Source organism: Belnapia mucosa, assembly GCF_016775475.1.
In the GTDB taxonomy this organism is placed as follows: domain Bacteria; phylum Pseudomonadota; class Alphaproteobacteria; order Acetobacterales; family Acetobacteraceae; genus Belnapia; species Belnapia mucosa.
In genome coordinates this window covers 158,604-178,188 of sequence record NZ_JAEUXJ010000011.1, presented here as the reverse complement: position 1 = coordinate 178,188, position 19,585 = coordinate 158,604, and the positions used below count along the sequence as shown (strand labels likewise).

21 protein-coding genes and 1 pseudogene are annotated in these 19,585 nt (G+C 69.1%); 8 read left to right on the top strand and 14 right to left on the bottom strand.

What is annotated here, in order from left to right; translation table 11 throughout:
• The 3 genes and pseudogenes from JMJ55_RS31080 to JMJ55_RS22175 form a co-directional block, all read right to left on the bottom strand.
• Positions 1–181 (bottom strand): annotated as a pseudogene (locus JMJ55_RS31080) (hypothetical protein); the annotation flags it as partial.
• A 67-nt stretch (positions 182–248) separates the two neighbouring features.
• Positions 249–1,394, bottom strand: a complete 1,146-nt coding sequence (locus JMJ55_RS22180; RefSeq protein WP_202827787.1) for a serine hydrolase domain-containing protein — start codon at positions 1,392–1,394, stop codon at positions 249–251.
• Between the two features lie 5 nt (positions 1,395–1,399).
• The gene (locus JMJ55_RS22175) at positions 1,400–2,329 is read right to left on the bottom strand and encodes a 3-hydroxyacyl-CoA dehydrogenase (protein WP_202827786.1); all 930 of its coding nucleotides are present in this window, start codon (positions 2,327–2,329) and stop codon (positions 1,400–1,402) included.
• A 79-nt stretch (positions 2,330–2,408) separates the two neighbouring features.
• On the opposite strand from JMJ55_RS22175, the gene JMJ55_RS22170 reads away from it, so the two are divergent.
• Genes JMJ55_RS22170 through JMJ55_RS22160 form a run of 3 tightly spaced genes read left to right on the top strand, consistent with a single transcriptional unit; the run spans position 2,409 to position 4,410 of the window.
• On the top strand, positions 2,409–2,555 hold the full coding sequence (locus JMJ55_RS22170) for a hypothetical protein (RefSeq protein ID WP_202827785.1): 147 nt from the start codon (positions 2,409–2,411) through the stop codon (positions 2,553–2,555).
• Positions 2,555–3,313 carry a hypothetical protein gene (locus tag JMJ55_RS22165; protein WP_202827784.1) on the top strand — a complete coding sequence of 253 codons (759 nt, stop codon included), beginning with the start codon at positions 2,555–2,557 and terminating at the stop codon, positions 3,311–3,313. Before JMJ55_RS22170 ends, JMJ55_RS22165 begins: the two co-directional genes overlap by 1 nt.
• A complete protein-coding gene (locus JMJ55_RS22160) occupies positions 3,310–4,410 on the top strand; it encodes a toxic anion resistance protein (RefSeq protein WP_202827783.1) in 1,101 nt (366 codons plus the stop codon). Before JMJ55_RS22165 ends, JMJ55_RS22160 begins: the two co-directional genes overlap by 4 nt.
• Before the next feature lie 15 nt (positions 4,411–4,425).
• Here JMJ55_RS22160 and JMJ55_RS22155 read toward each other — a convergent pair whose 3' ends face one another.
• A complete protein-coding gene (locus JMJ55_RS22155; protein WP_202827782.1) occupies positions 4,426–5,694 on the bottom strand; it encodes a serine hydrolase domain-containing protein in 1,269 nt (422 codons plus the stop codon).
• A gap of 134 nt (positions 5,695–5,828) precedes the next feature.
• Between JMJ55_RS22155 and JMJ55_RS22150 the strand changes: the two genes are divergently transcribed.
• The 3 genes from JMJ55_RS22150 to JMJ55_RS22140 all read left to right on the top strand — a co-directional run bounded on the left by JMJ55_RS22150 (position 5,829) and on the right by JMJ55_RS22140 (position 8,871).
• On the top strand, positions 5,829–6,791 hold the full coding sequence (locus tag JMJ55_RS22150) for a Bug family tripartite tricarboxylate transporter substrate binding protein (RefSeq protein WP_202827781.1): 963 nt from the start codon (positions 5,829–5,831) through the stop codon (positions 6,789–6,791).
• Positions 6,791–7,744, top strand: coding sequence for a tripartite tricarboxylate transporter substrate-binding protein (locus JMJ55_RS22145; RefSeq protein ID WP_202827780.1), 954 nt, complete (start codon positions 6,791–6,793; stop codon positions 7,742–7,744). Before JMJ55_RS22150 ends, JMJ55_RS22145 begins: the two co-directional genes overlap by 1 nt.
• A 65-nt stretch (positions 7,745–7,809) precedes the next feature.
• Complete coding sequence (locus JMJ55_RS22140; protein ID WP_202827779.1) at positions 7,810–8,871, top strand: alcohol dehydrogenase; 1,062 nt, start codon at positions 7,810–7,812, stop codon at positions 8,869–8,871.
• A 4-nt stretch (positions 8,872–8,875) separates the two neighbouring features.
• On the opposite strand, the gene JMJ55_RS22135 is transcribed toward JMJ55_RS22140, so the two are convergent.
• Both JMJ55_RS22135 and JMJ55_RS22130 read right to left on the bottom strand, forming a co-directional pair.
• Positions 8,876–9,511: a nitroreductase family protein gene (locus JMJ55_RS22135; protein ID WP_202827778.1), complete on the bottom strand. Its 636-nt coding sequence runs from the start codon at positions 9,509–9,511 to the stop codon at positions 8,876–8,878.
• Between the two features lie 43 nt (positions 9,512–9,554).
• Positions 9,555–10,034, bottom strand: coding sequence for a cupin domain-containing protein (locus tag JMJ55_RS22130; protein WP_202827777.1), 480 nt, complete (start codon positions 10,032–10,034; stop codon positions 9,555–9,557).
• Between the two features lie 96 nt (positions 10,035–10,130).
• Between JMJ55_RS22130 and JMJ55_RS22125 the strand changes: the two genes are divergently transcribed.
• Both JMJ55_RS22125 and JMJ55_RS22120 read left to right on the top strand, forming a co-directional pair.
• Positions 10,131–10,727 (top strand): cysteine dioxygenase family protein, encoded by a 597-nt coding sequence (locus tag JMJ55_RS22125; RefSeq protein WP_202827776.1) that lies wholly within the window; start codon positions 10,131–10,133, stop codon positions 10,725–10,727.
• 70 nt (positions 10,728–10,797) lie between these two features.
• Complete coding sequence (locus tag JMJ55_RS22120; RefSeq protein ID WP_202827775.1) at positions 10,798–11,037, top strand: DUF3297 family protein; 240 nt, start codon at positions 10,798–10,800, stop codon at positions 11,035–11,037.
• Between the two features lie 30 nt (positions 11,038–11,067).
• Here JMJ55_RS22120 and JMJ55_RS22115 read toward each other — a convergent pair whose 3' ends face one another.
• The 8 genes from JMJ55_RS22115 to JMJ55_RS22080 form a co-directional block, all read right to left on the bottom strand.
• A complete protein-coding gene (locus JMJ55_RS22115; RefSeq protein ID WP_202827774.1) occupies positions 11,068–12,063 on the bottom strand; it encodes a branched-chain amino acid ABC transporter permease in 996 nt (331 codons plus the stop codon).
• A gap of 1 nt (position 12,064) precedes the next feature.
• A complete protein-coding gene (locus JMJ55_RS22110) occupies positions 12,065–12,970 on the bottom strand; it encodes a branched-chain amino acid ABC transporter permease (protein WP_202827773.1) in 906 nt (301 codons plus the stop codon).
• 20 nt (positions 12,971–12,990) lie between these two features.
• Positions 12,991–14,211, bottom strand: a complete 1,221-nt coding sequence (locus JMJ55_RS22105; RefSeq protein ID WP_202827772.1) for an ABC transporter substrate-binding protein — start codon at positions 14,209–14,211, stop codon at positions 12,991–12,993.
• A gap of 5 nt (positions 14,212–14,216) precedes the next feature.
• Positions 14,217–15,446: an ABC transporter substrate-binding protein gene (locus JMJ55_RS22100; protein ID WP_202827771.1), complete on the bottom strand. Its 1,230-nt coding sequence runs from the start codon at positions 15,444–15,446 to the stop codon at positions 14,217–14,219.
• Positions 15,447–15,462: 16 nt separating this feature from the next.
• Positions 15,463–16,692, bottom strand: coding sequence for an ABC transporter substrate-binding protein (locus JMJ55_RS22095; RefSeq protein WP_202827770.1), 1,230 nt, complete (start codon positions 16,690–16,692; stop codon positions 15,463–15,465).
• Between the two features lie 68 nt (positions 16,693–16,760).
• A complete protein-coding gene (locus JMJ55_RS22090) occupies positions 16,761–17,984 on the bottom strand; it encodes an ABC transporter substrate-binding protein (RefSeq protein ID WP_202827769.1) in 1,224 nt (407 codons plus the stop codon).
• A 25-nt stretch (positions 17,985–18,009) separates the two neighbouring features.
• Complete coding sequence (locus JMJ55_RS22085; RefSeq protein WP_202827768.1) at positions 18,010–18,750, bottom strand: ABC transporter ATP-binding protein; 741 nt, start codon at positions 18,748–18,750, stop codon at positions 18,010–18,012.
• Positions 18,743–19,519 carry an ABC transporter ATP-binding protein gene (locus JMJ55_RS22080; protein ID WP_202827767.1) on the bottom strand — a complete coding sequence of 259 codons (777 nt, stop codon included), beginning with the start codon at positions 19,517–19,519 and terminating at the stop codon, positions 18,743–18,745. Before JMJ55_RS22080 ends, JMJ55_RS22085 begins: the two co-directional genes overlap by 8 nt.
• Positions 19,520–19,585: the final 66 nt, after the last annotated feature.

Below are 19,585 nucleotides of genomic sequence, written 5' to 3'. Positions count from 1 at the left end.
GAACGCCAGCGTATTCGGTACCATCCTGACGACCGTCACGGCCTGACCACTCAGCCGCAAAAGTCCGGGGGTGGGTAATTACGAAGCCGACCGTGTTCAGCGCCCCCGCCGCCAAAGCGAGGATGCAAGCAAGGTTGCGGTCGGCGGCCAGCGGCCTGGCATCGCCTTGCCGGATGAGCATGCGGGGTCCGGGTTCCGGGTTGTGACCCCACTGATCCTAACCTGCCGGCCGCGGCCTGCGCAGGGCCCTATGCGGCATAAACCGCCCGCTCGAAATCCGCGAGCAGCGCCAGCACGCGCGGATCGGCGAAAGGCAGGCTCTGGGTCACCAGCACGCCGGCCCGGTCGTGAAGCGGGTCGATCCAGTAATAGGTATTGCCGAGCCCGGCCCAGGCCATGCTGCCGGCGGCGCGGCCGCCCTCGGGATGCGCCGCCTCGTTCAGCATGAAGGCGAGGCTCCAGCGCTTCGGCTGGCCGGGGAAGAATTCCGCATGGTGCGAGGCGCCGGGGATGCAGCTTTCCATCCGCTGCACCAGCAGCGTCCCCATCTGGTTCTGCCCGAGCGCCGCCGCCGTCTCCGGCGAGAGGATCCGGGCGCCGTCCAGCGTCCCGCCATTCAGCACCATGCGGCAGAAGCAGAGATAGTCCCGCGCGGTGCCGTACAGCCCGCCGCCGCCCATCTCGAATTCCGGCTCCTGCGGCACCTCGAAGCGGATCGGTGTCAGCGAGCCATCGGCGCCGCGGGCATGCATGGCCGAAAGCCGCGCCCGCTGCGCCTCGCCCAGGCGGAAGCCGGTATCCACCATGCCGAGCGGTCCGGTGATGCCCTCGCGGATCGCCTCGCCCAGGCGGCGACCGGTGACGGCCTCCACCGCCAGCCCGGCCCAGTCGATACCGATGCCGTAATTCCAGGCGGTGCCGGGATCGGCGATCAAGGGCGCCGTCAGCGCTAGGCGCCGGCAGCTACCCATGGGCGGGATGCCGCGCAGCTTGGCATAGCGGCCGATCTTCGGCTGCCAGGTGTCGTAGCCGAAGCCGGCGGTATGGGTGAGGAGCTGCCGCAGCGTGATCGCGCCCCGCGCCGGGCGCAGGATCGGCTCGCCGGACTCGGTGAAGCCTTCCAGCACCTGCGGCGCGGCGAGTTCCGGCAGCACCTCGGCGATCGGCCCGTCCAGGCTCAGCCGCCCCGCCTCCACCTGCTGCAGGGCGGCGACGCTGGTGATCGCCTTGGTCATGGAGGCGATCCAGGCGACGGTATCCGCCGCCATCGGCGCCTCGCCGCCACGGAAGCCGGCCGCGCCCTCATACAGCGTGCCGGCCGCATTGCCGACCGTCGCGGCGGCGCCCACGACATCGCCACGGGCGACGGCGGCCGACAGGATCTCGTCGATCATCGCCGCTAACCTGCCTGGCCGCGCTTATGCGCGATCAGCGCCATCAGCCGGCGGTCGCGCCAGCCGCTGCGCTCCTCGATGGAGCCGAGCGGCAGGGCGGCGCGGCGCTCCTCCGCCACGCGGCCGACTGTCGCGGCATCGTAATCGAAGGGCGTCTGCTCCTCGGTGATGCCGCCCATCAGCGGGCCGAAACGCTCGGCATAATCGGCGACGCCGCCCGGGGCGTTGAGATCAATGGTCTCGAAGGGGCCCATGAAGGACCAGCGCAGGCCGAGCCCGTCCTTGACGCAGGCATCGACATCTTCGACCGACATGACGCCGTCGCGGACCATGCGGAAGGCCTCGGCGACCAGGGCCGCCTGCAAGCGATTGAGGACGAAGCCGCGCGTCTCCTTCAGCGCCACCACCGGGACCTGGCCGACGCGGGCCATCAGCGCCCGCGTCCGGGCCACGACGTCGGGGTCGGTCCAGGGGGCGCCGACCAGCTCCACCAGCGGGACCAGATAGGGCGGGTTCACCGGATGGGCGACCAGGCAGCGGCCGCGGCCGGCGAGGTTCCCGGTGAACTCGCTGGCCGGGATGCCGCTGGTCGAGGAGGCGAGCACCACCTCCGGGCCGCAGAGCCGGTCCAGCTCGGCGAAGAGCTCCTGCTTGGGCGCAAGGCGCTCCGGCCCGTTCTCCTGCACATGGGTGGCGCCGGCGACGCAATCGGCGATTGTCGGGGCGGCGGTGATCCGGGCCGCGATGGCCTCCGGCGCCTCGGTCACCAACCCTGCGGCCCGGAGGTCGGCCAGGCGTTCGGCGATGAGGGCGAGCGCCCCCTCGGCCACGCCCGGCATCTTGTCCCAGAGACGGACCGGCACACCGGCCCGGGCGAAGACCATGGCCCAGGCGCGGCCGATCAGGCCTGCCCCCACCACTGCCACCTGGTCCATGGAATTCGTCCCTCCGTCACGTTCCGTTGCATGGGGCCGCTTGATCCGGACCGGCCCGGGGGCGATGTAACGACCTGCCATGCCAGAACGCAACGTAACCCCCGCCGCCTCTCCCCCGCTCACCACCCCGCTGGTCTGGGCCTGGGGCGGCGTGTTGCTGACCGCCACCACTTGGCTGACCGGCATCATCGCCCTGTTCAGCAGCATCATCGGGCTGTTCGATTGATGCTCGACCGGGCTCTCGGTGCCTGGATCGGCGTGCGCACCCGCTGGCGCGGGCTGGCGTTGCCGATCTTCGCCTCGCCGCTGCTGCCGGCGGCGCTGGTCTTCGCCATTGACGGGCAGGAGCGTTCGGTCACCGGCGCAGCGCTCGGCTTCGGCCTGAGCCTGCTCGCGGCCCGCGCCCTGCGCCGCGGGCGGCAGGGCGATTCCCGTAAGGCCGCCTGGCTTATGGCGGTCGGCACCGGGCTGGCGGCCAATATGGCCGGGCATCTCGGCACCCCGATGTCCCTGCTGATGGCGGCCGGCGCGCTGTTCGGCACGCGGATGATGTATCAGGCCCTGCCCGAGACCCCTCCCCCGCCGCCGCCCGAGCTCCCGGCGGCGCCCCCGGCCCCGCCCGGCCCGATCGAGCAGAGCCGGGCCCGGCTGGCGCGGATCGAGGCACTGGCGACGCGCCGCGCCGACCCGAAATTGCAGGGCGTGGCCGAGGCGATGGAGGGCGTGCTGGACGATCTCACGGCGCATCCCGACCGGCTGCCCCAGGCGCGCCGCTTCCTCGCGGTGCATCTGGACGGGCTGGAGCGGATCGCTGCCCGGCTTGAGGCCGGTGCGGCGCCACCCCCCGGCCTGCCCTCGCTGCTCGACGAGCTGACCCGCACCGCCGGGGAACTGCGCGAGCGGCTGACGCGTGAAGAGAGCGCGGCGCTGGAGATCCAGGTGAAGGTGCTGTCCGACCGACTGCGCGAGGAGGGCTTCCGATGAGCGATACCACCGAGAAGACCACGGAGCTGGAACCGATCCTGCCGCCGCGCGAGGCGGAAGTGACGCGGCTCGCGGCGAATTTGGATATCGGCGACCCGGCCAGCATCCTCCGCTTCGGGCAGGAGGCGCAGAACCGCGCCACCGTCGCCGCCGATGCGATGCTGGAAGGCGCCCGCAACCGGGAGGCCGGCGAGGCAGGCGTCACCCTCTCGACCCTGATCGGCACGCTGCGCGGCTTCGACATGCGCGGCCTCGGCGAACAGCCGGGCCTGCTGGGACGCCTTTTCGGCAAGGCCAAGGCCGAGACGGCGCGGGTGCTGCAGCGCTACGAGAGCATCAAGGGCCAGGTCGAGGCGGTGGGCGACAAGCTCGATACCCATCGCACCCGGCTGCTCGAGGATGTGGAGAAGCTGGAGCGGCTCTATGCCGCGACGCTGGAGTGGTTCCATGCCCTCGGCGATCATATCGCCGCCGGCGAGCATGTGCTGGGCCGTGTCGAGCGGGAGGCCATCCCCGCCATGGCGAAGGAGGTGGAGGGCGGCGATTCCACCGCGGCGCAGAAGCTGCGCGACCTGCGCACCGCCCGCGACGAGCTGGAGCGGCGCGTCCACGACCTGCGCCTGACGCGCCAGGTGGCGATGCAGGCCCTGCCCTCGATCCGGCTGATCCAGGAGAACGACAAGGCGCTTGCCTCCAAGATCCAGAGTGTCATCGCCAATACTGTGCCGCTCTGGCGCCAGCAGCTGGCCCAGGCGCTGGCCATCCAGAACATGCGCGAGGCCGGGCGGACGCTGAAGGAGGCGACCGACCTGACGAACGAGCTGTTGACCGGCAATGCCGAGCGGCTGCGCCAGGGCAACCTGGAGGCCCGGCAGCAGATCGAGCGCGGCGTCTTCGATATCGAGGCGGTGAAGCGGGCCAATGCCTCGCTCGTGGCGACCATCGAGGACAGCCTGCGCATCGCCAACGAGGCCCAGTCGCAGCGCGCCAGCGCGACGAAGGAGCTGGAGAAGGCCGAGGGCGAGATCCGCCGCGTGCTGACCGCGGCGCGGGCCTCGGGCGGGACAACGGGGCGGCCCCCGGGGCGGCCGGTCTAGGCCGCCCCTTCCTTCCTACTGATTTATGGTGCCGTAGAAGGCCTCCCGCACCTCATTCGCCGCGGCGCCGCCATTGGTCGCGGTCTGGGTCATGACGATGGTGGCCAGCCGGTTCACCGGGTCGACGAAGAAGCCGGTGCCATAGATGCCGCCCCAGCCATAGGTGCCGGCAGGCTGGCGGGTCTTCGCCGTGGCCGGGTCGCTCACCACGCTGAAGCCATAGCCGAAGTCGTAGCCGGAGCCGCGCAGGCTGACGGGCAGGCCGCCGGTCTGGCCACGCGTCATCTCCGCCACCGTCTCCGGCTTCAGGATCCGCACGCCATCCAGCTCGCCGCCATTCAGCAGCATGCGCGTGAAGCGGGCATAGTCGCCGATGGTGGCGGTGGCACCGGCGCCGCCCGAGGGATAGGCGATGCGGCTGAAGGCGCGTTCCGGATCGGCGACCCAGGTGCCGCGCGACAGCGTATAGGGGATGCGCTCGCCGGAGCGGATCGGCCGCAGCCCGCCATCGGCCGGCTGCACCGCCGTCACCATCCGCCCGCGCTGGGCTTCCGGCACATGGAAGGCGAAGCTGGTCAGGCGCAGCGGCCCGGCAATGCGCTGCTGGATATAGGCGTCGAGCGGCCGTCCGGTGACCCGCTCCACCACCGCGCCGAGCACATCCGTCGCCAGCGAATAGGCCCAGAGCGTGCCGGGCTGCGCCTGCAGGGGCGCGCGGGCGAGGCGGCGCATATTGTCGCGCGTCGTGCGGCCCGGCGCGGCAAGGCCGTCATCCACGCCCTCCCGCCCATAGGCCTCAACGATGCCGGGGACATTGAGGAAATTGTAGGAGAAGCCGGCCATGTGCCGCAGCAGGTCGCGGATGGTCGGCTGCCGCGCCGGCACCAGCCGGCCATTCGCCTCGCGCACGCGGAGGCTGCGGAATTCGGGCAGGTATTTCGCCAGCGGGTCGTCCAGCCGCAGCTTGCCATCCTCGACCAGCGTCATCACCGCGACGCTGGTGACGGGTTTGGTCATGGAGGCGAGGCGGAACAGGCTGTCCGGCCCGACCGGCTCCGTCGCGCCTGGCACGCGCGGGCCATAGGCACCCTGATACAGTACCTCGCCATCCGCCCGGATGATCATGGCGGAGATCGCCGCGACCTTGCCGCCCTCCACCTGCTGGCGCAGCGCGCCATCGAGCACGGACTGGCGCGAGGGCGCAGCGGTGACCGGTGCCTCGCCCTGACCGGCGCAGGCGACGAGCGGCAACAGGACGAGCGTCCATAAATGGCGGCGCAGCATCAGTAATCCCCCCGATGGCTCTTGCTTGGCTCTCGGAAATTTAGGCCGGGCGGTCGCAGCCGTCCATGCGCCGCGCTTGACGGGCGCGCGGTTTTCGCCACGAAAGGCGCAACAACGGGAGGCTTCGTCATATCATGCTCACGCGCCGCACGACGCTCGCCGCCGGCCTTGCCCTGGCGGCGCCAGCCATCGCCCAGCCCAGTTGGCCGAGCGGGCCGATCCGGCTGGTGGCCCCCTTCCCGCCCGGCGGCAGCGTCGATGCCATTTCCCGCCTGCTGCAGCCGCATCTCTCGGCGGCGCTCGGCGTGCCGGTGGTGGTGGAGAACCGGGGCGGCGCCTCGGGCTCAATCGGGACGCGGGACGTCGCGCGCTCGGCCCCCGACGGCAATAGCTGGGTGCTGGTCTTCGATACCCATGCGGTGAACCCGGCGCTGATCCCCAACATGGGCTTCGACACTCAGAAGGATCTGGCGCCGGTGCTGCTGATCGGCACCTCGCCCATGGTGATCACCGCCTTCCACACCCGGCCCTGGCGGGATTTCGCCGCGGTGGTCGCCGCCGCCAAGGCGAAGCCGGATACGATCAGCTACGGCACCATCGGCAATGGCTCGCTCGCGCATCTGACGATGAAGCTGATGGAGAAGGCGGCGGGGATCAGCCTGGTGCATGTCCCCTATCGCGGCGGCGGGCCACTCGGCGTCGCCGCTTCCTCGGGTGAGGTGGACCTGCCGACGGCGACCGGGACGATCTTCGTGCCGCAGCTGGAAGCGAAGAGCATCCGACCGCTGGCCAGCACCGGGACCAAGCGCTCCTCGGTTGCGCCGGAGGCGCCGACCCTGACGGAGCTCGGCGTGCCGGTGACGGCGGAGGCCTTCTGGGGCGTGCTCGGCCCGGCCGCCACCCCGGCGCCGATCCGCGCCCGCTTCGAGGCGGCACTGCGCGAGGCGCTGGCGGTGCCGGCGGTGCGGGACCGCCTGACCGGGACGCTCGGCGTCGATGTCGATCCCAAGGGCCCGGCCGAGTTCGCCGCCTTCCTGGACCGGGCGATCGCCACCTGGGGCCAGGTGGTGCGCGAGAACGGCATCCGGCCCGACTGATGCACCGCCGCGCACTCCTCGCAGGACTCGCCCTGCCCGCCGTGGCTCGGGCCGAGGCCTGGCCGAGCGGCCCGATCCGCATCATTGCCCCCTTCCCGCCCGGCGGCAGCGTGGACACCATCGCCCGGCTGCTGGTGCCCGCCTTGCAGGCCGATCTCGGCGTGCCGGTGGTGGTCGAGAACCGCTCCGGCGCGGCCGGAGCACTCGGCACCGGTGCGGCAGCGCGGGCGGCGCCGGACGGCAGCAGCTGGGTCCTGGTCTTCGACAGCCATGCCACGGTGAATGCGCTGAATCCCTCGGCCGGCTTCGACGCCCGGCGGGACTTCGCCCCGGTGATGCTTGTCGCCACCGCGCCGATGCTGTTGACGACGCCGGCCGGGCGGTCATGGCGATCCGTGGCCGAGCTGATGGCGGCGGCCAAGGCGCGGCCGGAGGCGATCACCTATGGCACGGTCGGCGCCGGCAGCCTGGCGCATCTCTCGATGGAGGTGCTGCAGCAACGCGGCGGGTTCAAGCTGACCCATGTGCCCTATCGCGGCGGCGGGCCGCTGGCGACGGCGGCCATCGCCGGCGAGGTCGATCTCGCGATCGCTTCCCGCGTCGGGCTGGGCGGGCAGGTCGGGACGCGGCTGCGGGCGCTGGCGCAGACCGGAGCGCGGCGCTCGCCTTCCCTGCCGGACCTGCCGACCATCGCGGAGTCGGGCTTCCCCGATTTCGATGCGGAGGCCTTCTGGGGGATGCTCGGCCCGGCCGGGATGCCGGCGCCGGTGCTGGCCCGGTTCCATGCGGCGCTGGCGGCTGGCCTCGCCGAGCCGGTGGTGAAGCAGCGGCTGGTGGAGGGACAGGGCGTCGACGTTGTCGCCTCCTCCCCGGCAGAGTTCGGCGCCTTCCTTGACCGGCAGATCGCGCAATGGGGGCGTATCGTCCGGGAGCGGGACATCCGCGCCGACTGATGCCCCGCTTGACCGCCGCTCCGCGCCGCTGTCCCATCGGGGCAGCCAAGAAGGAGGATCAATCCATGCGCGCCTGGGCCGTGGTCGAGACGGGTAAGCCATTGCAGGAGATCGAGCTGCCGACGCCGGAGCCGAAGGGCGCCGAGGTACTGCTCGAGGTGACGCATGCCGGCGTCTGCCATTCCGACCTGCATATCTGGGAAGGCGAATACGACCTCGGCAGCCGCGGCAAGATGCGGCTGACCGATCGTGGCGTGACGCTGCCCCTCGCCATGGGGCATGAGATCGTGGGCCGTGTGGTGAAGCTCGGACCGGAAGCGTCGAATCAGGGCAGCAAGGTGGGCGATATCCGCGTCGTCTACCCCTGGGTCGGCTGCGGCAAATGCGCCATCTGCCAGCGTGACGAGGAGAATATGTGCCCGAACGGGCGCAGCCTCGGCGTCTACCAGAATGGCGGCTATGCGACGCATGTGCTGGCGACGCATGTGAAGCACCTGATCGATATCCAGGGCATCGATCCTTCACTCGCCGCGACTTATGCCTGCTCGGGCGTCACCGTCTATTCCGCGGTGAACAAGCTGATGCCGATGGAGCCGGATGAGCCGATCGTGTTGGTCGGTGCCGGCGGTCTCGGGCTGAACGCTATCGCCATCCTGAAGGCGCTCGGCCATCGCCGCATCTGCGTCGTCGATGTCGCCGAGGACAAGCTGGCCGCGGCGAAGAAGCAGGGCGCCAGCGACACCGTGCTCGCCTCGGGCGAAGACACGACCCAGCGCGTCGTCGAGGCCTGCGGCGGGCCGGTGGCGGGCGTGGTCGACCTGGTGAACGGCACCCAGACCGCGCGCTTCGCCTTCGACGCACTGCGCAAGGGCGGCAAGCTGGTCCAGGTCGGGCTGTTCGGCGGCGAGATGAACATCCCGCTGCCGCTCATGCCGATCCGGGCGCTCACCGTCCAGGGCAGCTATGTCGGCAACGTCAAGGAGCTGCGGGCGCTGATCGACATCGCCAAGAAGGGCCAGATCCCGCCCATCCCGGTCGAGAACCAGCCCCAGCGCAATGCCGATGCCGTGCTGCACCGGCTGAAGGAAGGCAAGATCACCGGACGGGTGGTGCTGGTCGCGGAGTAGCCCGTCACGCTTCCTCCGGGATGTCCCAATTTTCGCCCCAGCGGTCGAGGAAGGTGATGTCCCGGAGGGGGCCGCGGCCCACCGGGCCGAAGCGGCCCATCGGATAGCCGATGGGCAGGATCGCATAGGAATGCACGCCGGGCGGCAAGCCGAGCGCGGCCTCCGCTTCCTTCTCGAACAGCAGGTGACGCGTCGTCAGCGTGGCGCCGAGGCCGAGGGCGCGGGCCGCCAGCAGCATGTTCTGAACCGCGGGGTAGATCGAGGCGCCGGACCACCGTGTCGGCTTCTCCTCGGCGATGCAGGCAACGATCCAGACCGGCGCCTCGTGGAAATGCTCGGTGAGGTATTCGACGGCGGCATGCTGGCGCGCATAGCGCTCGGCCGTTGTGCCGGGCGGCGGCGCGCTGCCGGCATAGCGCGGTCCGATCACCTCGTCATAGGCGCGCTTGTACCAGACCTGCACCGCCTTCTTGATCTCGGGATTCTTCACCACGAGGAAGCGCCAGCGCTGAGTATTGCCGCCATTGGCGGCCGAGGCGCCGGCGCGGAGGATCTTGGCGATCAGCGCATCCGGCACCGGGTCCGGCTTCAGCCGGCGCATGGCCCGGGTGGTGTGCATGATCTCGAAGACATCATCCATGGCAGGCTCCTCCTCCATGGGGGTGGAGCCTGTCACGCCGGGATCAAAGCGGCCAGGGGCCGCCGGTGACCGGTTCGCGCTCCGGATCGGGCACGGCAGGGATGGCGGCGATGGCGCGGTCATGCTCGCCGGGGCGGCCGCGATACTCCTCCGGCTCCGGCCCCGGCGGATAGGCGCCGACGACCAGCAGGTCCGGACTGGCGCCGAGATTGCGATGGCCGGTGCCGGCCGGCAGCACGACGACATCCCCCGCCTCGAGGTCGAGGGCCTGTCCGCCCTCCCCACCCAGCATCACCCGCACCCGGCCGCGGGCGATGGCCAGCGCCTCATGCGCATTCGGGTGGTAGTGGTGATAGGGGTAGATGCCGTTGCGCCAGGCCGGCGGCCAACCATGGCGGGCGAAGAGCGCCTCGGCCGCCTCCGGCTGCCCCGGCGGCAGGGCGGCGCGGTAGAGCAGCGCCGGTAGGCGCGGGTTGTTGGGGATGGTGCCGTCATCGGCGAAGACCAGCAATTCCGGAGTCATCTCGGACCCTCCTACCCGCCTCAAGCGATACTGCGGGAAAATCGTTCCAAATCTCCGCCGCCGCGATAGGCTGTGCAGCCTGAGGGAGAGACTGACATGTCAGGACTGATCAGGCTGCGCGGCTTCATCCAGGCCATGACCCGGCTGGCCGATGCGGAAGCCGATGAGCGCCGCTGGCTGACCGAGGGGGCTGAGCTGTTGCAAGGCCTGATCGCCCAGGATGATTGGCTGCCGGAGGCGATGGCCGAGGCCGGCCCGACCTACCGCCAATACCTGCTGCATTGCGACCCGGCGGAACGCTTCTGCGTCGTCAGCTTCGTCTGGGGCCCGGGCCAGCGCACGCCGATCCACAACCACACCGTCTGGGGCCTGGTCGGAATGCTGCGCGGCGAGGAAGTCTCGACCGAGATGCAGCCGAATCCGGCAGGCGGGCCGATGCTGCCGGGCCGGGTGGACCGGCTGCGGCCGGGCGAGGTGGTGCCCGTCTCTGCCGATACCTATGACATCCATGTGGTCGAGAACGCCTTCGCCGACCGCACCAGCATCAGCATCCACTGCTATGGCGGGAATATCGGCGCCGTCGCCCGCAGCGTCTTCGACCCGGCGACGGGCGAGCAGCGCCGCTTCATCTCGGGCTACCACAACACGGCGCTGCCCAATCTCTGGGACCGGAGCCGGGAGCTGGCGGCCTGATCGGGTTGGCGGCGGGCGCCGGGCTGGCTATCAACCCGGCCCGATCACCCATTCGCCGGAAGACCCAGCCATGACCGAGACCCTGCCAGACCGCCTGGCGACCGACCCCCGCAGCCCCTTCCACAATGCGGAGTTGCTCTCGCGCGGCATCGGCATCCGATTCAATGGCGCCGAAAAGACCAATGTGGAGGAATATTGCGTCAGCGAGGGCTGGGTGCGCGTCGCGGTCGGCAAGACGCTCGACCGCAAGGGCAACCCGATGACGATCCGGCTGAAGGGCGTGGTCGAGCCCTATCTCAAGGCCGAATAGGACGGGGGGCCGCAGCCCCCCTTCCCAGCCTCAGAGCTTCACCTTCAGCAGGTTGGCGATCTCGCCGACGATGCCACGGCGGAAGGCGAGCACGCAGATCACGAAGATCACGCCCTGGATCACCGTGACCCAGGCGCCGAGCTCGGCCAGGTAGTTCTGCATGGTCACGATCACCGCGGCGCCGACCACTGGGCCGAAGACCGTGCCGAGCCCGCCCACCAGCGTCATCAGCACCACCTCGCCCGACATCGACCAGTGCACATCGGTGAGGGTGGCGATGCCGAAGACGATGGACTTGGTCGCACCGGCGACGCCGGCCAGCCCCGCCGAGAGGACGAAGGCCAGCAGCTTGTAGTCATCCGTCCGGTAGCCGAGCGAGATCGCGCGCGGCTCATTCTCGCGGATCGACTTCAGCACCATGCCATAGGGCGAATGGATGATCCGGTGGATCATCAGGAAGCCGAGCAGGAAGATGCCGGCCACCACCCAGTAGAGGGTCAGGTCGCGGTCGAGCGGCAGGAAGCCCAGCAGCCGGCCACGCGGGATGGCCTGGATGCCGTCCTCGCCCCCGGTGAAGGGTGCCTGGACGCAGAAGAAGTAGATCATCTGCGCCAGCGCCAGGGTGATCATCGCGAAGTAGATGCCCTGGCGGCGGATCGCCACCCAACCCGCGACCGCGCCGAGCGCCGCCGCGGTCGCGCCGCCGATGATGATGGAGATCTCCGGCGTCAGCCCCCAGGCCTTAGCGGCATAGCCGGCCAGATAGCCGCCCATGCCGAAATAGGCCGCATGGCCGAAGCTCAGCAGCCCGACATAGCCGATCAGCAGGTTGAAGGCGCAGGCGAAGAGGGCGAAGCAGAGCAGCTTCATCAGGAAGACGGGGTAGAGCAGGAAGGGCGCCACCGCGAGGAAGACGACCATGACCCCGAGCGCGCCGAACTGCGCCCGGGAGAAGCCCCAAACCCCATGATCCTCCCGGTCCGTGGCCGGGATGGCATTGGCGGTGATGGCGGTGGAATCGGCCATGTCAGGCCCTCCCGAACAGGCCGGCGGGACGTGCCAGCAGCACGATCGCCATGATGACGAAGATCACGGTGGCGGAGGCTTCCGGATAATAGACCTTGGTCAGCCCCTCGACGATGCCGAGGCCGAAGCCGGTGATGATCGACCCCAGAATGGAGCCCATCCCGCCGATCACCACCACGGCGAAGACCACGATGATGAGGTTGGTGCCCATCTGCGGGTTCACGGAGTAGATCGGCGCCGCCAGCACCCCGCCGATGGCCGCCAGCGCCACGCCGAAGCCATAGGTCAGCGTCACCATGCGGGGGACGTTGACGCCGAAGGCCTGGACCAGCGGCGCATTCTCAGTGGCCGCCCGCAGATAAGCGCCGAGCCGCGTCTTCTCGATCACCAGCCAGGTCGCGAGGCAGAGGATGAGGGCCGCGATCACCACCCAGCCGCGATAGACGGGCAGGAACATGAAGCCGAGATCCCAGGCGCCCTGCAACTGGTCCGGGATGCGGTAGGGCAGGCCGGAGGAGCCGAACTGGTTGCGGAACACGCCCTCGATGATGAGGCCGAGGCCGAAGGTCAGCAGCAGGCCATAGAGGTGATCGAGCTTGTAGAGCCGGCTGATCATCAGCCTCTCCATCACCACGCCGGTGAAGCCGATCACGATCGGCACCAGCACCAGCGCCCACCAGTAGTTCAGCCCGGCCCATTCCAGCAGCATCCAGGCCGCGAAGGCGCCCATCATGAACTGCGCGCCATGGGTGAAGTTGATGATGTTGAGCAGGCCGAAGATCACCGCCAGCCCCAGCGACATCATCGCATAGAAGGCGCCGTTGATGAGGCCGAGCAGCAACTGCCCGAACAGCAGGGGGGCCGGCCTGCCGCTGATGGTTTCTATGAGGTCGAGGAAGCTGTCCATGGCCCGATCCTAGCTAGGTCCTAACTGCGGACGAAGGGGCAGCCGCCCTCGGCGAGGGGGCGGGCTGCCTCCTCCGCCGGGGTGGTCGCCACGAGTTTATGCACATCGAAGGGCCCGCGGGACTCGGCCGGGGACTTCACCTGGAACAGATAGCCGGGCGTCAGCTTCCGGCCATCCTCGCGGATGCGGCCGGGACCGAAGCAGTCGTCATCGGTCGGCATCGCCTTCATCCGCTCCACCACCTCGAGGCCGGAGGCGCGGGCGCGCTCAAGGCCGAGATCCTTCACCGCCTTCAGGTAATGCAGCGTGGCGCCGTAGCAGCCGGCGCAGGAGGCATGCACCACCCCGCCCTGCCGCTTGCTCTTCACCCTCTCGGCGAAGGCGCGGGTCCGGTCGTTGAGGTCCCAGTAGAAGCTCTCGGTCATGAGCAGCCCCTGGGCCTCCGGCAGGCCGAGGGAGATGGTGTCCACCACCGTCATCAGCAGGCAGGCCAGTTTCACCCCGCCCCGCATCAGGCCGAATTCGCGGGCCTGCTTGATGCAGTTGACGAGATCGGCCCCGGCATTGGCGAGGCCGATGACCTTCGGCCGGGCGGATTGCGCCCCGAGCAGGAAGGAGGAGAAGTCGGTCGTCGCCGGGAAGGGATAGCGGGCGGAGCCGAGCACCTTGCCCCCGGCCGCCTCGACGAAGCGGGTGGTGTCGGCCTGGAGCGCATGGCCGAAGGCATAGTCGGCGGTGATGAAATACCAGCTATCGGCGCCCTGCTTCACCAGCGCGTCGCCAGTGCCTTTGGCGAGCATATAGGTGTCGTAGGTGTATTGGATGCTGTTCGGGCTGCATTGCGCACCGGTGAAGACGGTGGAGCCCACGCCGGAGCCCAGCACCACCTTGTTCTTCTCCCGCGCGATGCCGGAGACGGCGAGCGCGACGGCGCTGTTCGGCAGGTCAATGACCGCCTCGACACCTTCGCGGTCGAACCATTGCCGGGCGATATTGGCGCCGACATCCGGCTTGTTCTGATGGTCGCCGACGATGACCTCGACCGCGATGCCCGTGGCGGCCGAGAATTCCTCGGCCGCCTGGCGGGCGCCGGCGAAGCTGCCCGGCCCGGTCAGGTCGCGATAGGGGCCGGACATGTCGGTGAGGACGCCGAGCCGCAGCGGCGCAGCCTGCGCCCGGGCGCGACCGGAAACGGCCAGGCCGGCCCCGGCGAGCAGCAGGTCGCGGCGGTGCAGCGTCATGCGGTTCAGCTCCGGATGAAGGAACAGCCGCCCTCGTTCAGCGGCCGGTAGGCCTCCTCGGCGGGCGTGGTCTGCAGCAGCTTGTAGTAGTCCCAGGGCGCCTTGCTCTCGGCCGGCGACTTCACCTCGAACAGATAGGAGGGGCAAAGCTTCCGCCCATCCTCGCGGATGCGGCCGGGACCGAAGGCATCATCGTCGCAGGGCATCGCCTTCATGCGGTTGACCGCATCGACGCCGGAGGCCTTGGCCGCCGCCACGCCCATATCCGCCACCGCCTTCAGGTAGTGCAGCGTGCAGGAGTAGTTGGCGATGGAGGCCATGTTCGGCTTGATGTCCTTCAGCCGGGGCTTCAGCCGCTCCGACACCGCGCGGGTGCGGTCGTTGAGGTCCCAGTAGAAGCTCTCGGTCAGCACCAGGCCCTGCGCCGTCTGCAGCCCGATCGCATGCACGTCGGGCAGGAACATCAGCAGCGCGGCGAGCTTCACGCCACGCCGGGTGATGCCGAATTCCGCCGCCTGCTTGATGCTGTTGATCGTATCCGCGCCGGCATTGGCGAGGCCGATCACCTTGGCGCGCGAGGACTGCGCCTGCACCAGGAAGGAGGAGAAATCGGTCGTCGCCGGGAAGGGATAGCGAACCCCGCCATTCACCTTGCCGCCGGCGGCCTTGATGAAGTTGGTGGTGTCGCGCTCCAGCGCATGGCCGAAGGCATAGTCGGCGGTGATGAAGAACCAGCTATCGCCGCCGGCCTTCACCATGGCGCCGCCGGTGGACTTCGCCAGCATGTAGGTGTCGTACATCCAGTGCACCGTGGTCGGGCTGCACTGGGCGCCGGTAAGGTCCGAAGTCGCGGAGCCGGTATTGATATAGGCCTTGTTCTTCTCCCGCGCGACATTGTTCACCGCGAGCCCGACCGAGGAGGTCGGCACGTCGATGATCAGGTCGACGCCCTGGTCGTACCATTGCCGGGCGATATTGGCGCCGACATCGGGCTTGTTCTGATGGTCGGCCGAGAGAACCTCGATGTTGAAGCCCTTGTTGCCGAATTCCTGGACCGCCTGCCGGGTGCATTCCACGCCATAGGGGCCGGAGATGTCCCGGTAGGTGCCGGACTGGTCGTTCAGCACGCCGATGCGGATGGTGTTGGCGGCCTGGGCACGGCCGAGCCTCGGCAGGGCCGGCATCAAGGTGGCACCGACCGAGGCGGTCAGCAGGCTACGACGGGTCGGGCTCATCGGTTTCCTCTCTTCCTCAGCCGCGGACCAGGGAGCAGCCGCCTTCGTTCAGTGGGCGGAAGGCCTCCTCGGCCGGCGTCGATTGCAGCACCTTGTAGTAGTCCCAGGGCCGCTTGGATTCGGCCGGCGACTTCACCTCGAGCAGGTAGGAAGGACAGAGCTTCCGCCCATCGGCGCGGATGCTGCCCGCACCGAAGGCATCGTCCTCGGTCGGCATCGCCTTCATGCGGTTCACGACCTCGGTGCCAGAGGCCTTGGCAGCCGGGACACCCATCGCCTGCACGGCGCGGAGGTAGTGCAGCGTCGCGGAATAGCAGCCGGCATGGATCTGGTTCGGGTAGAGATTGGGCATCTTCGGCAGGACGCGCTGGGTGAAGGCGCGGGTGCGGTCATTGAGATCCCAGTAGAAGCTCTCGGTGCAGACCAGACCCTGCCCCGTCTCGAGCCCGATGGAATGCACATCGGTGATGAACATCAGCATGGCGGCGAGCTTGGTTCCGCGCTTGGTGATGCCGAATTCCGCCGCCTGCTTCACGCAGTTGATGGTGTCGGATCCGGCATTGGCGAAGCCGATGACCTTGGCGCGCGAGCTCTGCGCCTGAACGAGGAAGGAGGAGAAATCGGTCGTCGCCGGGAAGGGCGTGCGCACCGCACCGAGCACGCGGCCACCGGCGGACTTGACGAAATTGCTGGTGTCGCGCTCCAGCGCATGGCCGAAGGCGTAGTCGGCGGTGATGAAGAACCAGGTGTCACCGCCGGCCTTCACCATGGCGCCGCCGGTGGACTTCGACAGCATGTAGGTGTCGTAGGACCAGTGGACCATGGTCGGCGCGCATTGCGCCCCGGTCAGGTCCGAGGTCGCCGAGCCGCAATTGATGTTCACCTTGTTCTTCTCGCGGGCGACGTTGTTCACCGCGAGCCCGACCGAGGAGGTCGGCACGTCGAGGATCATGTCAACGCCCTGGTCGTACCATTGGCGCGCCAGGTTCACCCCGACATCGGGCTTGTTCTGATGGTCGGCGAAGATCAGCTCGACATTGAAGCCCTGCTGGCCGAACTCGGCGATCGCCTGCTGCGCGCAGGCGACCGAGCTGGGGCCCGTATTGTCCTTGTAGGTGCCGGACATGTCGTTCAGCACGCCGATGCGGATCGTGTTCGCCGCCTGGGCGCGGCTCAACCGCGGCAGCGCCGTCACGGCCGCCGCGGCGGCACCAGTCCCAAGCAAACCTCTGCGCGTCGTCTCCATCGGTCCGTCCCCCTGTTGGCGGGGCCGGACGGTTCTTTGCCGCCCGGTCTCCCGTATCCTGCGATCCTCTAGCTGCGGACGAGCGAGCAGCCGCCTTCGTTCAGCGGCCGCCAGGCCTCATCGGCCGGGGTGGTCTGCAGCAGTTTGTAGTAGTCCCAGGCGCCCTTGCTCTCGGCCGGCGTCTTCACCTCGAACAGATAGGCGGGGTGCAGCTTGCGGCCGTCCTCGCGGATGCGGCCGGCGCCGAAGCAGTCGTCATCGGTCGGCATCGCCTTCATCCGGGTGACCGTCGCGGCGCCATCGGCCTTGGCCTGGGCCGCGCCCATATCCGCCGCCGTCTTCAGGTAGTGCAGCACCGCGCTGTAGCAGCCGGCATGCGACATGGCGGGCATCGAGCCGGCGAGATGCGGCTTCACCCGGTTGGTGAAGGCGCGGGTCCGGTCGTTGAGGTCCCAATAGAAGGTCTCGGTCAGGACCAGGCCCTGCGCCGCCTGGAGGCCGAGCGCATGCACGTCGTTCAAGAACATCAGCAGCACGGCGATCTTGGTGCCGCGCCGGGTAATGCCGAACTCCGCCGCCTGCTTCACCGTGTTCACCGTATCGGCACCGGCATTGGCGAGGCCGATGACCTTGGCGCGGGAGGACTGCGCCTGCACGAGGAAGGAGGAGTAGTCGGTATTGCTCAGCGGATGGCGCACGCCGCCGACGATGCGGCCACCGGCCGACTTGACGAAATTCGTCGTGTCCCGCTCCAGCGCATGGCCGAAGGCATAGTCGGCGGTGATGAAGAACCAGCTATCGCCGCCGGCCTTCACCATGGCGCCGCCGGTCGACTTCGCCAGCATATAGGTGTCGTAGGTCCAGTGGATCGTGTTCGGCGAGCACTGCGCCCCGGTGAGGTCCGCGGTGGCCGAGGTCGAGTTCAGATAGACCTTGTTCTTTTCCCGCGCGACGCCATTGACCGCGAGGCCGACGGCGCTGTTCGGCACATCGACCAGCACATCGACGCCGTCGCGGTCGATCCATTGCCGGGCGATGTTGCTGCCGACATCGGGCTTGTTCTGGTGGTCGCCGACCAGCACTTCGACATTGAAGCCATGGCTGCCGAAATCCTGGATCGCCTGGCGCACGCAGGCGACCGAGGTCGGGCCGGAGATGTCGCGATAGACGCCCGACTGGTCGTTCAGCACGCCGATCTTGATGGTCGGCGTCCCTTGCGCATGCGCGGCGCGGGCAAAGGCGAAGGGGGCGGCAGCAACACCGGTCAGCAGGCTGCGGCGGTCGAGCGACATTCGGGACAGGCTCCTGGAAGCGGGATCAGACACCGAGATATTCATGCAGCCGGCCGAGCGAGGCATTCAGCTCCTCGTTCCGGACCATATCGACGACGCGGCCATGCTCCATGACATAGTGGCGGTCCGCGACGGTCTGGGCGAAGCGGAAATTCTGCTCGACCAGCAGCACGGTGAATCCGCGCGCCTTGATCTCGCGGATCATGGCGCCGATCTGCTGGACGATGACCGGGGCGAGGCCTTCGGTCGGCTCATCCAGCAGCAGCAGGTTGGCGCCGGTCCGCAGGATGCGGGCGATCGCCAGCATCTGCTGCTCGCCACCGGAGAGCTTGGTGCCCTGGCTGTTCGCCCGTTCCTTCAGGTTCGGGAAGAGCTTGTATATGGTGTCCAAGTCGAGCCCGCCCGGCTTCACCACCGGCGGCAGCATCAGGTTCTCGGTAACGTTGAGGCTGGCAAAGATGCCCCTCTCCTCCGGGCAGTAGCCGATCCCGGCCCGGCCGATGAGGTCGGAGCGGAGGTTGATCGTCTCCCGCCCCTCGAAGCGGATGCTACCGGCGCGGCGGCCGGTCAGGCCCATGATGGCGCGGAGCGTCGTCGTCTTGCCGGCGCCGTTGCGGCCGAGCAGCGTGACCACCTCGCCCGGCTTCACGTCGATATCGACGCCATGCAGGATATGGCTCTCGCCATACCAGGCCTCCAGCCCGCGGACCTCCAGCAGCGGCGTGCCGGCATCGGCGGGGCGGGCGCGTTCCAGGGTCTCAGCCATGGGCCATCGCTCCTTCCGGGGCGGCTTCGGTGCCGAGATAGGCGGCGACCACATCGGGGTTGCGGGAGACCTCGCCATAGTCGCCTTCGGCGAGGACGCTCCCGCGCGCGAGCACGGTGATGCGGTCGCAGAGGCCGGAGACGACCTTCAGGTTGTGCTCCACCAGCAGCACGGTGCGGCCGGCCGAGACGCGCCGCACCAGCGCGACGATCCGGTCCACATCCTCATGCGTCATGCCGGCCGTCGGCTCGTCCAGCAGCATCATGGCTGGATCCATCGCGAGCGTCGTCGCGATCTCCAGCGCCCGCTTGCGCCCATAGGGCAGCTCGCCGGCCGGGATCCGGGCATAGGAGGTGAGGCCGACATCCTCCAGCAGCGCCATGGCGCGGTCGTCGAATCGCCGCAGCAGGCTGTCGGAGCGCCAGAAGTCGAAGCTGCCGCCTCGCTCCCGCTGGAGGGCGACGCGGACATTCTCCAGCACCGAGAGATGCGGGAAGACGGCCGAGATCTGGAAGCTGCGGACCAGGCCGAGCCGCGCGACCTCGGCCGGCTTCATGCCGGTAATATCCTTGCCGTCATAGCGGATGGTGCCGCGGGTCGGCTGGAGGAATTTGGTCAGCAGGTTGAAGCATGTGGTCTTGCCGGCGCCGTTCGGGCCGATCAGCCCATGGATGCTGCCGCGCCGGACCTGCAGGGAGACGCCGTTCACGGCGACGAATCCCCGGAATTCCTTGGTCAGCCCCGTTGTTTCCAGGATGGAATCGCTCACCCGGATCGCTCTCCCTGCCGCGGCCGCCTCTGGCCGTCGTTGCGGCTAGGTATGGCTGGCGGCCGC

Coding starts and splice junctions, on each gene's coding strand:
- JMJ55_RS22180 (WP_202827787.1), bottom strand. CDS start 1,394: ATGATCGACGAGATCCTGTCGGCCGCCGTCGCCCGTGGCGATGTCGTG.
- JMJ55_RS22175 (WP_202827786.1), bottom strand. CDS start 2,329: ATGGACCAGGTGGCAGTGGTGGGGGCAGGCCTGATCGGCCGCGCCTGG.
- JMJ55_RS22170 (WP_202827785.1), top strand. CDS start 2,409: ATGCCAGAACGCAACGTAACCCCCGCCGCCTCTCCCCCGCTCACCACC.
- JMJ55_RS22165 (WP_202827784.1), top strand. CDS start 2,555: ATGCTCGACCGGGCTCTCGGTGCCTGGATCGGCGTGCGCACCCGCTGG.
- JMJ55_RS22160 (WP_202827783.1), top strand. CDS start 3,310: ATGAGCGATACCACCGAGAAGACCACGGAGCTGGAACCGATCCTGCCG.
- JMJ55_RS22155 (WP_202827782.1), bottom strand. CDS start 5,694: ATGCTGCGCCGCCATTTATGGACGCTCGTCCTGTTGCCGCTCGTCGCC.
- JMJ55_RS22150 (WP_202827781.1), top strand. CDS start 5,829: ATGCTCACGCGCCGCACGACGCTCGCCGCCGGCCTTGCCCTGGCGGCG.
- JMJ55_RS22145 (WP_202827780.1), top strand. CDS start 6,791: ATGCACCGCCGCGCACTCCTCGCAGGACTCGCCCTGCCCGCCGTGGCT.
- JMJ55_RS22140 (WP_202827779.1), top strand. CDS start 7,810: ATGCGCGCCTGGGCCGTGGTCGAGACGGGTAAGCCATTGCAGGAGATC.
- JMJ55_RS22135 (WP_202827778.1), bottom strand. CDS start 9,511: ATGGATGATGTCTTCGAGATCATGCACACCACCCGGGCCATGCGCCGG.
- JMJ55_RS22130 (WP_202827777.1), bottom strand. CDS start 10,034: ATGACTCCGGAATTGCTGGTCTTCGCCGATGACGGCACCATCCCCAAC.
- JMJ55_RS22125 (WP_202827776.1), top strand. CDS start 10,131: ATGTCAGGACTGATCAGGCTGCGCGGCTTCATCCAGGCCATGACCCGG.
- JMJ55_RS22120 (WP_202827775.1), top strand. CDS start 10,798: ATGACCGAGACCCTGCCAGACCGCCTGGCGACCGACCCCCGCAGCCCC.
- JMJ55_RS22115 (WP_202827774.1), bottom strand. CDS start 12,063: ATGGCCGATTCCACCGCCATCACCGCCAATGCCATCCCGGCCACGGAC.
- JMJ55_RS22110 (WP_202827773.1), bottom strand. CDS start 12,970: ATGGACAGCTTCCTCGACCTCATAGAAACCATCAGCGGCAGGCCGGCC.
- JMJ55_RS22105 (WP_202827772.1), bottom strand. CDS start 14,211: ATGACGCTGCACCGCCGCGACCTGCTGCTCGCCGGGGCCGGCCTGGCC.
- JMJ55_RS22100 (WP_202827771.1), bottom strand. CDS start 15,446: ATGAGCCCGACCCGTCGTAGCCTGCTGACCGCCTCGGTCGGTGCCACC.
- JMJ55_RS22095 (WP_202827770.1), bottom strand. CDS start 16,692: ATGGAGACGACGCGCAGAGGTTTGCTTGGGACTGGTGCCGCCGCGGCG.
- JMJ55_RS22090 (WP_202827769.1), bottom strand. CDS start 17,984: ATGTCGCTCGACCGCCGCAGCCTGCTGACCGGTGTTGCTGCCGCCCCC.
- JMJ55_RS22085 (WP_202827768.1), bottom strand. CDS start 18,750: ATGGCTGAGACCCTGGAACGCGCCCGCCCCGCCGATGCCGGCACGCCG.